Raw genomic sequence first — 12,640 nt, forward strand, 5'->3', positions numbered from 1 at the left:
GTCACAATCCGGGCCTCGCAAGAGCATTGATGGCAGCTGCGGTCATCGCGCTGCCGCCAAGACGGCCACGGACGATTGCGAAGGGCACGCCATAGGAATTGTCAGCCAGCGCATCCTTGGATTCGGCAGCGCCGACGAAGCCGACCGGCATGCCAAGGATCGCGGCCGGCTTCGGCGCGCCGTCGCGCAGCAGCTCAAGAAGAAAGAAAAGGGCGGTGGGCGCATTGCCAATGGCCACGACAGAGCCAGCCATCCGGTCCAGCCAGAGCCGGATCGCCGCTGCCGAACGGGTGTTGCCGATTTCAGCTGCAATTTCCGGCGTGCGCGGATCGCGCAGAGTGCAAATGACTTCGTTGCTGGCCGGCAGACGGGCTGCCGTGACACCGCGTGCCACCATTTCCGCATCACAGAACACTGGCGCCCCGGCCAGCAGCGCTTCGCGTGCCGCAGACACGAAATCCGGCGAGAAATGAAACTCCCGGCCCGCTTCCACCAGACCGCAGGCGTGGATCATGCGCACGGCAACATCCGCCTCAGCTTCGGAGAACCGCGACAGGTCCGCTTCCGCCCGGATGATCGAGAAGGACTTCTCGTAAATCGCCGTTCCATCCTTGATGTAGTCGTAGTGCATCATGTCCTTTCCTTCAGGGCGCCGTGCCGAAGATGGCAGCCCCGCTCAGGCTGAGGGCCTGCGCTGCGGTTTGCCCTGACTGCCGGTGCTGCGCAATGCCTTGCTGCAAGGCCGGAAGCAGAGCCCGGAATTCCTCCAGAGATATATTGAGATCCGAAGCATCCCCTGCCCGCCCGGCCAGTACAATCCGCAGACCTGCGTCTGTGCCAGTAACCGTGAGCAGAGCGGGGGACGGGTGCGCGCATCCTTTGGTGCAGCCGGACAGATGCACCGTGCATGAGCCATCCAGCAAATCCGGCGCCTCTTCGGCCAGTAGTCCAGCAAGTTCCTGCGTGTCGAGACGCCCTGCCGCGCAAAAGCCTGTTCCCGGGCAGGCCGAGACCGAATTCATCGGATCGTCCGGGCGGGTGATGAACCCTTGCTCCGCAGCAAGCCTTGCTGCGGCCGGGATGGCGCCATCCGGGAGCCCCAGCACCAGAAGCGCATGGTCCGGAGCCAGCCGGATTTCCGTTGCGCCGAGGCCGGAAAGGCCAGCCATCAGGCTCACCAGCTCACCGGCATGCATGCGGCCAAACGCCAGCCGGAGGCCGAGCACGGCAGAGCTGCCATTGCCGATCACGCCTGCGGGATTGACTGGGCCAGCCTTCAGCTCCGCCGGAAAACACGCTTCGTCCAACGCTGGCACAAGCGCTGTGATGTCACGCCCGCGGCTGGCGCTGCCTTGCGCGTGGAGCAGCTCAAGCAGGGCGATGACATGGCTGACGGCTTGCGCTTCGTCCACCAGTGCGGCAGGCCTTGCCGTCCGCGCATCTCCGGCAAGCGCAATGCGCCAGAGCACCTTGCCCCCATGCCGGACAGCATCAAGGCGCAGGTCAGAAATGGCATCTGACAGATTGAAAAGCCCGCCGCCATTGACGGTGATGGCTAGTTTCGGCGCAAGAGCGAGTGCGGGAGTATGCTGGCGGATCGCATCGCGGATCTGGTCTGCGATCGCGGACCCATCGGCAACTTCGGCGCAATCCAGCCCGGCCAGCGGCGGCGTTTCCACCGCCGTACCGGAGCGGATTTCGATGCCGGCCCGAGACAACTCTGCCGAAAGCTGCTGCGCGGCACCCTGATGCGTCAGCCCTCGGATCTGAAGGTTGCCGCGTGCGGTTACATCCAGCAAGCCATTGCCGAATGTCCTGGCGAGCTCCGCAAGGGTGCCCCATTGCGAGGGCGTCAGACCGGCAGCGGCAGGACGGAGCCGGACGAGCAGACCGTCCCCTGTCGGCATCGGGTTCACAAGCGAAGGGCAGGCCCCGCGCCTGACGGGAAAGCGAGGTGCGGCTTCAGAAGCGCCGCAGGAGGTGTCCGGCTGGGTCACGGCTGGGCCTCCCCGTCTTCCGGACCTGCCTTGCGGCGGATCAGGTAGGTATCCATGATCCAGCCATGTTCGGCCCGTGCCGCAGCCCGGACCCTTGAAATGTCTGGTGCAATTTCGCCCAGCCGCCCTGACAGCACGGTCTCCATGCTGGTGCCAAGATAGGCCCCCCAGAAGATTTCCGCATCCGGGTCAGCCACGGTCTCATAGGCCTGAATACCGTCGAGCAGAATGGCAGCGTCGTTCACGCCTTCCGGCCACCCTTCCGCCAGCCGCCGTCCGGTCGTGATCTGTACGGGCTCACCGATCCGGTTCAGGGGAATGCGATGCCTTGCGCAGAGCACCTGCAGACTGCTGATGCCGGGAATAACGTCATAATCGAAGGCCACATGGCCGCGGGCACGCACATGCTCGATGATCCGGATGGTGCTGTCATAAAGCATGGGGTCACCCCACACGAGCAGCCCGGCGGTTTCACCCTCCCCGGTCTCTTCGCTCAACAGCCTTTCGTAGATCCCGGCAATCGCCTCATGCCAGTCCTTGACGGCACCGGCATAGGCTCCGTCCTGCCGTCTTGCAGGAATGTCGAAATGGATCAGGCGCGGCTGCTTTCCTTCGATGAAACGGGCGCAGATGTCCTCACGAAGCCCGGCCAGAAAGCTCTTCTCTTCGCCTTTCACGGGGATGAAAAACACGTCACAGGTGTTGAGGGCGTTCACCGCCTCAATAGTCAGGTGCTCGGGGTTGCCAGCGCCAATCCCGATGACACGAATGCGTCTCGCCATCATTCCCCCGTGCGCCCAGCGCTCCCGGCCCGCGTCCCTGTATGGGTCCCGCGTGAAGTTCCAAGGGGTGCATGGCTCTGCCAGCACCCTGAGCCGCGACATTAGCCTGCCGCCGCCCCGAAGGCCAGCCGCAAGGCCTGCGGCAGTTTCCTCCTTTTAGCCAACAGGCCTGCCGCAAAACAAAAAACCCGGCCGCAGTCTCCTGCAGCCGGGGCGAGAGGCATGGCTTCAAGCCGGCAGATCAGGCATCCGCCTTGATCATGTCCGCTGCCTTTTCCGCGATCATGATGACAGGCGCGTTGGTGTTGCCGGTTGGCACATCCGGCATGATCGAGGCATCGGCGATGCGCAGGCCGTCAATCCCGCGCACACGCAGCTGCGCATCCACGACCGACAGCTCATCCTCACCCATCTTGCAGGTGCCGCACTGGTGGTGATAGGTCACCAGCGCCGAGCGGGCATAGTCAGCCAGCGCCTCATCCGACTGGGCATCAGGCCCCGGATAGATCTCCCGCTTCACCCAGGCCTTCAATGACGGCTGCTCCGCCACCTCGCGCAGCAGGCGGATGCAATGGACGAGGGCATCCACATCCTCCTTCGCGGAGAGAAGCTGCGGGTCGAGCAGCAGTTCCGCATCCGGATCAGCCGAGGAAAGCCGCAGCGTACCGCGGGAAACGGGCCGCACGCCGCCTGCGTTGAAAGTAAAGCCGTTGCTGACCGAAGCATCCTGCCCTTCCACATAGGTGGGCACATGAAAGCCGAGCGGCTGCAGGTCCGGCTCCGGCAGGTCCGGCTTCGTCTTGGCGAAGAGTTGCACATGCAGGACGGTCAGGCCCGGATCCTGTGGCGGCGGCACGGGCTGGGAAGCTTCCCAGATGACCGGCAGCAGGGTGTGGTCATGCAGATTTTCGCCAACACCCGGCAGGTCGAGCTTCACCTCGATGCCCATCTCCTCCAGATGCGCTTTCGGGCCAACACCGGAGAGCATGAGCATGCGCGGGCTTTCGATGGCACCGCCCGTCAACACCACTTCCTTTGCCGCCTTGACCGTATGGGTCTTGCTGTCCTGCATGTAGGTGACGCCGGTAGCGCGGCCGTTTTCGATCTCCACCTTCAGCACGCGGGCATTGGTGATGAGCGTCAGGTTGGGCCGCTCCAGCGCCGGGCGCAGGAAGGCAACCGCCGTGGACTGGCGCTTGCCATCCTTGATGTTGAGGTGGCAGTAGCCTGCCCCCATCTGGCTTTCGCCGTTGCAATCCGGATTGTCCGCGTGGCCAGCCTCGATGGCCGCATCGCGCATGGCCTTGCAGACAGGGTGCGGGTTGATCTTCGACTGCACATGCAGCGGCCCGCCTTTGGCGTGATAGGCCGAGGCCTCGCCATCATAATCCTCGGACTTGAGGAAATAGGGCAGCACGTCCTTCCAGGCCCAGCCCTCGTTGCCGAAGGAAGCCCAGCGGTCATAATCCGTCGGCGCGCCGCGCACATAGATCATGCCGTTGAGCGAGGACGATCCGCCCAGCGTCTTGCCGCGTGGCCAATCAATCCGCCGCCCGTTCGCATGTTTCTGCGGCACGGTGCGGTACGCCCAGTCATATTCCGAACGCCACAGCTCGATTAGCCGGACCGGGCTGGAGATGGCTTCGCTGTTATCGGGGCCACCGGCCTCGATCAGCAGCACCTTCGCCCCCGATTCGCTGAGCCTTGCGGCCAGCACGCAACCGGCGCTGCCTGCCCCGCAAATGATGTAGTCAAAGCTGCCATCCAGCGCTTCGGCCGTGTTGATGGACGCGCCCGGCAGACCGTTGGCCAGCACCAGCACACCGCTGGCGACCGCCACCTTGCCGATGAAACTGCGGCGGGTAAGCCCGTTTGCTGTTTCAGTGCTCATGGTTTTTCCTCCCGCCCCTTTCAGAGAATCATCACCTGAATGTCCGTGTATTCGAGCAGCCCCTCCTGGCCGAACTCGACACCCAGACCCGACATCTTGGTGCCGCCGAAGGGTGCGTTGGGCTGGATCATGCCGTGCTTGTTGATCCAGACAGTGCCGCATTCCAGACGGGAGGCCACCGCCCGCGCCTTCTCCGGATCCGACGACCAGACCGAGCCGCCAAGGCCCGACGGGCTGTCGTTGGCAGCGCGGATCGCCTCTTCCAGATCGGTATAGCGAATGACCGGCAGCGCCGGGCCAAACTGCTCCTGATCAACCAGCGGATCCCCGTTCGAGAGGCCTGTGATCACCGTCGGCGGGAAGAACAGGCCTTCACCCGGTGCGCCGCCAGTGACGACAGTGCCCTTGGCCTTGGCGCTTTCCACCAGCGCTGCCACCTTGTCGAACTGCATCTTGTTGGCCACCGGCCCCATCACCGAGGTTTCCTCAAGACCATTGCCGACCGGGATGTTGCGGATATAGGCAGCCAGCGCCTCGACCACCGCATCATGGATGCTGTCGTGCACATAGAGCCGCTTCAGCGCGGCGCAGGTCTGGCCCATGTTGATGAAGGCGCCCCAAAACAGGCCTTCGGCAATGGCCTGCGGATCGGCGTCGGGCAGGACGATGCCCGCATCATTGCCGCCCAGTTCCAGCGTCAAACGCTTCATCGTGTCTGCGGCGGAACGCATCACCTTCTGGCCCGTCGCTGTCGACCCTGTGAACACCACCTTGCGGATATCCGGGTGGGCGGAAATGAGCCCGCCGAGGCTGGTGTCCTTGTCATCGCCCGTCACCACGTTGACGACACCTGCGGGAAGAACCTCATTCATCAGCTCCACCATGCGCAAGGTGGAGAGCGGCGTATAGGGAGAAGGCTTGCACACGACCGTGCAACCGCTGCGGATGGCCGGAAGAATGTGCCAGACGGCAATGATCATCGGCCAGTTCCACGGCGTGATGGAACCGACAACACCAACCGGCTTGCGGTGCATCTCGACGCGTCCGGCCTCACCGTCCTGCAGCACTTCCACCGGCAGGGTCAGACCCGCCGTATAGCGGCACCAGCCCGCGGCGCCCTGCACCTCGAAACGGGAGCCGACACCGTTAAGCGGCTTGCCCTGCTCGCGGGTGATGAGACGCGAGAGTTCGTCCGCATGGGCTTCCAGCTTGTCTGCAATCGCATGGCAGGCTGCCACACGGTCCGCATCCGGGCGTGTGGCCCAGCCCGGAAATGCCGCAGCGGCCGCGGCAACGGCAGCGTTCAGCTCCGCCTCGCCCGCATTGGGGGCAAAGCCGACGACAGCTCCCGTAGCCGGGTCATCGACCGCGAAGACGCTGTCCAGATTGACCTTCTGGCCATTGATGATGAGCGGATAGACAGGCGCGGATGCAGCGGCATCCGAAGCATGCAAGGTCATTTGAGGTCCCTCCTTCAGGATTATTATGAAGGAAGGTTAGGCGGGCTGCTTCCGTCCGGTCTTGGGCGCATGCGACAGGGGTATTGGTGTAAAGCGTCACGGCTGATCCGTGCCTGCCAGCCTTCAGTGATGGCTGGCAGCCCCCGGTGCATGGCCGAAACGGCGGCGGTAAGCACGGTAGAAATGCGACAGATCGCCAAAGCCCTGCTCAAAGGCAATGTCGGCAACGGTGCGCTGCGGTTCGGCCATGAGGCGGTGCCGCGCTGCATCCAGCCGGATGGCGAGGATCTGTTCGCGCGGGCTGTCTCCATGGCGGGCAAAGGCGCGCTGAAGCTGCCGGGGCGCAACGCCCAGAAGCGCGCAGAGTGTGCCTGCGCCGAAATCCGGGTCACGGAAATTCTGGCGGATCAGCCGCAGCGCTTCGCCGAAAAGCCCCTCACCCTGCACGCCATGATCCGCAGTCCCTCTATCCCGGTCGTGCATGTAGCTGCCGAACAGAGCGAACAGGGCCTCCTGCAGCGGCGTCGCCATCTCTTCCCGGCTCTCGCACAGCCGGTTCAGCACCGCCTGCATGGCAATGGCGATACTGTCCTCCCGGCGGATCGCAAGTCCTCCGCCCGGCAGGGCCGGGATGCGGCGGATCAGATCCTCACGCGGCAGATGCACGGACAGCTGTTCGCTGAACCCCTGCTCAAAATTGAAGTGGCTTGGCCTTGCCGCGTCCATCAGGAACATGTCGCCGGGGCGCATGACCACATCACCCTCCAGCTGGTGCATGCGTGCCGAGCCCCGGTTCTGGATGGTCAGGACGAAATGATCGAGGTGATCCGTGCGGTAGGCTTGCCCGCTGCGCAAGACGCTGGCGCCAGCCACCGCCACATAGGCCAGTTCCAGCCCGTTCGATTGGCGCAGCGCTGTGCTGGCGCGAAAGGCAGGACTACCTGAGGCCGCTCCGCCTTCTGCTGCGCGCACGTCAAAGCAGCCGCAGACCTTCGCGATCCCTTCACGAAAGGCTCCGATGCCGGAGAAATCATGTGCTGCGAAATGCTCCCTCATGGCGTGCCACGCCCCATCCGCAATTGAAGGTGGCTCCGGTCATTCCGGTCTATGCCTTGCGCTTGCGGGCGGTTTGCCGCCTCTACGCATTATTCCTGAGCCGCCTTCATTGAGCCCTTGCGCAACCGGGCTGTCAAGCTGCTCCTGCGGCAGGTCTGTCTGCGGTCTCTGCGCTGTGTCATTGCGGGGAGCGCTTCACGCTGCCTTTTTCAGGAGGTCGGCGGCGCTGGTCCAGGGCTGCGGCGCGCCGAAATGAAAGCCCTGCGCGGTGAAGACACCAAGCTCAGCCAGGCAAACGGCAGTGTCCTCATTCTCCACCGCTTCGGCGATGACCCTTGCCCCAAGTGAAGCGGCCACCAGTACGATGCCCTTGACCTGAACCCGCTGCACACGGTCACTCAACAGGCTGGCGGTCATGCTGCCATCGATCTTCAGCCACTTGAGGCCCAGGCCCTTCAGATGCGCGGTTCTCGGCCAGTTGCCGGCGAATTCGTCCAGGATCAGCGTTGCACCATGGGCCTTGAGGATACCGGCCAGCCGCGTCATGCCTGCGGTCTCGCGCGCGACCGCCAGCTCTGACACCTCAAAGGCCAGCCGTGTGGCAATGGCCCGGTTTCCAGCAAGCGCGCGATCGAGGAAGCCCAGGAAAGCGCTGTCGCCCAGCGACTGCTCCGACAGATTGATGGAGAATTGCCCGGCTGCGGCCCGCCCTCCACGGCGCAGCCGCGCCAGCGCCAGTTCGACCACCCGCTGGTCCACCTGCGGCAGCAGGCCATGCCTTGCGGCGGCAGAAAGCACGCCCTGCGGCTCCAGCAGCCCCAGCTCTTCGTCATCCACCCGCAATAGCAATTCGGTCATCACCGTGCGGCCCGTGGCCGTGCAGCACACCGGCTGCGAGAAAAGCTGCAACCGGTCAGTGGCCAGCGCTTGCTCGATCCGCTCCAGATTGGAGCGCGAGGTCTTGTAGGAGGCCAGAAGATGCTCATCAAAGCGGAACTGTTGCACCTTGCCCCCGCCCAGCGCCTTGCTGGAGACACAGGCCTGATCGGCCCAGCGCAGAACATCGGCTGCCGAAGCGTTGAGCGTGCGGGCAAACTGCCGGTCCAAAACGGCAAACCCGATGCTGCCACCCGTGCGGTAGACCGCGCCATCCCACGGGAAGTTGAGCTGGGTCAGAGAGGCTGCGATGGTGCTGGCAAAGCCATGGGCGCCCTCCTCGTCAGCGCTGAAGCGAATGATGGCGAACTCGTCACCGCCAAGCCGCGCCACAAGCGCCGTTTCCCCGCGATCTGCCGCAGCTGGGCGGCAATACGCTCCAGCATGGCATCGCCCGCCATGTGCCCGGCCCGGTCATTGATGATCTTGAACTGGTCGAGATCCACCACCAGCACCGTTATACCGGCAGATGCGCCCGCCCGGACCCGCGTCAGTTCAGACTCAAGCGCCTGCTGGAAGGCGCGCCTGTTGGCAAGGCCCGTTAACGGGTCTTCCATGGCAAGGCGCTCCAGTTCGCGCGTGCGCGCTTCCGGTTCGCGGCCCGCAACGGCTCCTGCAGCCGTCCCCAGCACCAGCATGACACCGTCGGCGCGGCCGACCCAGTCACGGCTGGGCGCAAAGGTCAGCACCACGTCCTTGAGCATTTCCGCCCCGCCTGATGACCCGGCCTTGCGCTGACACAGCTGTGCCAGAGCACCCGTCATCTGGCTGGATGGCAGGGTGACATGGGTGCACTCGCCCTCCAGCGCCGCATCAAAGGCCGGCGCCAGCGCACGGCGGAAAATCTCATGGCCGGCAAGCTCTGCCAGATGCATGCCGGTGAGGGCGGTCTCATCCATATCCTGAAGCGTGGCGAGTTGCGGGTCATGGTCATCGACCGGGAGCACATCGGCCACCCGGCCATTGCGCCCCAGCATCAGCACCCGCCCCGCCAGCAGATGCGCCGCCTGCTGGGCAATGCGCATGCGCCGCTCGGCCGGACCGACGAAAGCAAGCTCCCGCAATTCCAGAAACAGCAGTTGCGTCTGGCGCGGCACAGCGGCGGTGCGCAAGGGGTGCAGGTCAGCCGCATCGGCGCCCCGCGCCCCTCGTCAAAGGCAAACATGCCCTCGGCCATGGCTGGCTTGCCGCGTGCCGCCATCTCGATCAGCGGCCTCAGGCGGCGCAGGGCCTGTTCGTTGATCACAGCTTCAAGCGGGCGCCCTGTCAGAAGCGCGCTGCTGCAGGCCAGCTCTTCCAGCAAGGCCTGATTGGCCAGCAGAAACTTGCCCCGCGCGGTCAGCAGTGCAGCCGGATGGCGCACGCTGTGCAGCAACGTTCCCGCCGCGCAGGCGAGATCAAGTTCCGTCAGCGGCCTCACATCTGCATGGATCTGCGGAGAAATCGAGGTCTCTTCAGTCAAACCGTACCCCTCAACAAAAGGATCAGTCTCCTGATCCTCTCTCCCCCAAATCGATCTCCAGAAGTGAACCACCACCGCGTTGCGGGCAACCGGGACGCAGGCGGTTTTCCCAATGGCGTTCCCTGTGAACTTAACAAACTGTTAACGCGCTGGCGAGGATTTACGCCGTGCCCTGCCACAACACGATCAGACGCAGCGTCACAATATGGCCCGATTGTATAGGCATCAGGCCGCATCGATTTCCGGAGTCATCGAAAGTCTGGCTCCAGATGAACTGCTGACTATCCTGTGAGGGCTGGCTTTAGACGGGCCTCCCTCCTGGCGGATTTACCATTCCGTTTCAGCCTTGTGCTGAACGGCGCCGCAGGAAGATCACCGGGGGATGAGACAATAGAGCCCGAATATGAAGTGAAGACCGGCGCCTCGCGCGCGGTATACGCCAGGTCTCTGGCAGCATTGGCTTTTTCCATGGCAGCGGCAGCCTCTGCGACAGCTTCCGCCGCCACATCCGGCCAATGCGGCATGGCATCGTGGTATGCCCTGACCAGCAAGACGGCCAGCGGCGAGCGCGCCAATCCGAACATGCTGACAGCGGCACACCGGTCCCTGCCGTTTGGCACAGTGGTCACGGTGATCAACCTGGATAACGGCAAGCAAGTGAGGGTCCGGATCAATGACCGCGGCCCCTTCATCCGTTCCCGCGTCATTGATGTGACCCGTCAGGCGGCGAACGAACTGGGCTTTACCGGCAGAGGTACGGCGCGCGTCAAGGTCGTGGGCCCGCACGGCGACACTCTTCGCGCAGGCAAGCACTGCTGACAACGCGGCGGCCGAACCGTCCATTTTTTCTTCTGCCGCAAAAGCAGAGCATTATTCATGAAACAAGCTGACATTAAGTAATGACAGCATCAAAGGTGATCGTTACATTTCGCCGTCGTGGTCGATGGGGCCATGTGCACAAAACTTCAGCCGCGCACCTTCTTCCGAAGGGCGCGGCTTTTTTCCATGTGCCAGTTTTCTTCGTAATTACAGAGACTTGAGGAAAGCGTCAGCCTGCCTGTGCAGATCCCGTTTGGCCTCATCCCCCATCTTGTCATATGTGCGGAAAACCTGAGCCAGGCGGGGGTTGCCGCGCAGCTTGGCGCTATTGCGCACCAGAAAATCCCAATAGAGCGCATTCAGCGGGCAGGCGTCGCGCCCCGTTCGCTGCTTCACGTCATAGCGGCAACTGCCGCAATAATCCGACATGCGGTTGATGTAATTGCCTCCAGCCGCATAGGGCTTGGAACCGAGTAGGCCGCCATCGGCAAACTGGCTCATGCCGATGGTGTTGGGTGCTTCCACCCACTCGAAGGCATCCACATAGACAGCCAGATACCACTCATGCACTTCGTGCGGATTGATGCCGGCAAGCATGGCGAAATTGCCGGTCACCATCAGCCGCTGGATATGGTGCGCGTAGGCTGTGTCGCGCGTCTGAGTGATGACCTCACTCAGGCAGCGCATGTCCGTTTCGCCCGTCCAGTAAAAGGCAGGCAGGGGCCGGTCCGCAGCCAGCGCATTTTCCTGCGTGTAGCCCGGCATCTTCAGCCAGTAGATGCCCCGCACATATTCCCGCCAGCCAATGATCTGGCGGATATAGCCTTCGGCCGAATTGAGCGGCACACGCCCGGCCCGCCATTCCGCTTCCACCCGGCGGCAAACCTCCAGCGGGTCCAGCAGCCCTGTGTTGAGATAGGGCGAAAGCACCGAGTGATAGAGCCAAGTCTCGCCTTTGAGCATGGCGTCCTGATAGTCACCGAAACAAGGCAGCGCCTCGCGCAGAAACCATTCCAGCGCCGCCTGCGCATCTTCCGCCGTCACGCCATAGGCAAAGCCCTCCAGCCGCCCGAAATTCTGCGCAAAGCGCGTACCCACCAGCGCCAGCACCTCTTGCGTCACGGCATCGGGGGCCGCCCGGCACGGGCGTGGCATGAACAGTCCGCCTTCCGCCGGCTTGCGGTTCTCCGCATCAAAATTCCATCGCCCGCCCGCAGGCTCGCTTCCTTCCATCAGCAGGCCGGTCTTGCGCCGCATCTCGCGGTAGAAATACTCCATGCGCAGCTGCTTGCGCCCTTCAGCCCATCCGGCAAACTCATCAAGGGAGCAGAGGAAGCGGGTGTCATCCAGCAAGGTCAGACCGCAGCCGGTCAATGTGCCCCAGCCACGCATATCCTCAAGGACCCGCCATTCGCCGGGCTTCGTGGCCAGAATTTGCCGGCATCTGTAACGCTCTGCCGCCCGCTCCACCTCGCCCGCCAGGCTTCCCGTATTGTCCGGGTTGTCCAGAGTGACGTAGTCCACCTGCCAGCCAGCCTGCCGCAGACGAAGCGCAAAGTGGCGCATGGCGGAAAAAATGAAGGCAATCTTCTGCTTATGGTGCCCCACATAGCTGGCCTCGCCCATCACCTCTACCATCAGCACCACGGTCCGCGCCCGGTCTGCCGCGGCAAGAGAGGACAGGCTCGGCGACAGTTGATCACCCAGCACGGGCACAAGCGTGTCAATCTGCCCGGCCGGCACTTCCGGCAGGGCAGCGAGAGCTTTCGCAAAGGCAGGCGCAGCAGCAAAAGACGGGCAGCTGACGCATCAAGGTCCGGAAGACAGGGCATGGGCAATGACGGCTTTGTTCTGGGCGCCCGCCTCTCGGCAGCGGGCAGGCGCTATCTGTTCCTCTGGGAGGGATCAGCGTTGTCGCCCATTCCTGCCCGTCTGCCTCTACGCAGCTCCTTGCAGCCTGTATCACTCACGCCACCGATGAAACGCAGCCCATAACCAGAATGCTCTTTTCTATCCACGCGAGAGAACAGAAAAGCCGTTGCCGAGACGGTTTCATTCCTGTATCAGAACCGGACCGGCTGGTTCCAACCAGCGTCCGGTCAGCACCCGTAGCTCAGCTGGATAGAGCGCTGCCCTCCGAAGGCAGAGGCCAGGGGTTCAGAATCCCTTCGGGTGCGCCATTTTCCCATTTCCGCTACGCCGGCGACGAAATTTTCCGCCAATCGCCGCAGTTAATC

At 63.5% G+C, this 12,640-nt stretch carries 10 protein-coding genes, 1 tRNA gene and 1 pseudogene; 2 read left to right on the forward strand and 10 right to left on the reverse strand.

The genetic code is table 11. The features are described 5' to 3' along the window. Window position 1: 1 nt before the first annotated feature. The 9 genes and pseudogenes from ACQB61_RS18185 to ACQB61_RS18225 all read right to left on the reverse strand — a co-directional run bounded on the left by ACQB61_RS18185 (window position 2) and on the right by ACQB61_RS18225 (window position 9,584). Window positions 2-634, reverse strand: coding sequence for a precorrin-8X methylmutase (locus ACQB61_RS18185; protein ID WP_334250641.1), 633 nt, complete (start codon window positions 632-634; stop codon window positions 2-4). A gap of 10 nt (window positions 635-644) precedes the next feature. After that, complete coding sequence (gene cobG / locus ACQB61_RS18190) at window positions 645-1,997, reverse strand: precorrin-3B synthase (protein WP_430513760.1); 1,353 nt, start codon at window positions 1,995-1,997, stop codon at window positions 645-647. Further along, window positions 1,994-2,779 carry a precorrin-6A synthase (deacetylating) gene (gene cobF / locus ACQB61_RS18195; protein WP_430513761.1) on the reverse strand — a complete coding sequence of 262 codons (786 nt, stop codon included), beginning with the start codon at window positions 2,777-2,779 and terminating at the stop codon, window positions 1,994-1,996. Before cobF ends, cobG begins: the two co-directional genes overlap by 4 nt. 241 nt (window positions 2,780-3,020) lie before the next feature. Further along, complete coding sequence (locus tag ACQB61_RS18200) at window positions 3,021-4,670, reverse strand: GMC family oxidoreductase (protein WP_430513762.1); 1,650 nt, start codon at window positions 4,668-4,670, stop codon at window positions 3,021-3,023. A gap of 20 nt (window positions 4,671-4,690) precedes the next feature. Next, window positions 4,691-6,130, reverse strand: a complete 1,440-nt coding sequence (locus ACQB61_RS18205; RefSeq protein WP_430513763.1) for an aldehyde dehydrogenase family protein — start codon at window positions 6,128-6,130, stop codon at window positions 4,691-4,693. A gap of 123 nt (window positions 6,131-6,253) precedes the next feature. Beyond that, on the reverse strand, window positions 6,254-7,186 hold the full coding sequence (locus ACQB61_RS18210; RefSeq protein ID WP_430513764.1) for a helix-turn-helix domain-containing protein: 933 nt from the start codon (window positions 7,184-7,186) through the stop codon (window positions 6,254-6,256). Window positions 7,187-7,381: 195 nt separating this feature from the next. Continuing rightward, complete coding sequence (locus ACQB61_RS18215; protein WP_430514413.1) at window positions 7,382-8,191, reverse strand: EAL domain-containing protein; 810 nt, start codon at window positions 8,189-8,191, stop codon at window positions 7,382-7,384. A 69-nt stretch (window positions 8,192-8,260) separates the two neighbouring features. Then, a pseudogene (locus tag ACQB61_RS18220) lies at window positions 8,261-9,147 on the reverse strand (GGDEF domain-containing protein); the annotation flags it as partial. Beyond that, window positions 9,099-9,584, reverse strand: a complete 486-nt coding sequence (locus ACQB61_RS18225) for a hypothetical protein (protein WP_430513765.1) — start codon at window positions 9,582-9,584, stop codon at window positions 9,099-9,101. The gene ACQB61_RS18225 and the pseudogene ACQB61_RS18220, both read right to left, overlap by 49 nt. Window positions 9,585-10,052: 468 nt before the next feature. Between ACQB61_RS18225 and ACQB61_RS18230 the strand changes: the two genes are divergently transcribed. Then, window positions 10,053-10,403 carry a septal ring lytic transglycosylase RlpA family protein gene (locus tag ACQB61_RS18230; protein ID WP_430513766.1) on the forward strand — a complete coding sequence of 117 codons (351 nt, stop codon included), beginning with the start codon at window positions 10,053-10,055 and terminating at the stop codon, window positions 10,401-10,403. 207 nt (window positions 10,404-10,610) lie between these two features. On the opposite strand, the gene ACQB61_RS18235 is transcribed toward ACQB61_RS18230, so the two are convergent. Then, window positions 10,611-12,113 carry a cryptochrome/photolyase family protein gene (locus ACQB61_RS18235; protein WP_430513767.1) on the reverse strand — a complete coding sequence of 501 codons (1,503 nt, stop codon included), beginning with the start codon at window positions 12,111-12,113 and terminating at the stop codon, window positions 10,611-10,613. Between the two features lie 392 nt (window positions 12,114-12,505). Between ACQB61_RS18235 and ACQB61_RS18240 the strand changes: the two genes are divergently transcribed. After that, a tRNA-Arg gene (locus ACQB61_RS18240) sits at window positions 12,506-12,583 on the forward strand. Window positions 12,584-12,640: the final 57 nt, after the last annotated feature.

It is taken from the genome of Pannonibacter phragmitetus (assembly GCF_050510895.1).
Taxonomy (GTDB): domain Bacteria; phylum Pseudomonadota; class Alphaproteobacteria; order Rhizobiales; family Stappiaceae; genus Pannonibacter; species Pannonibacter phragmitetus_B.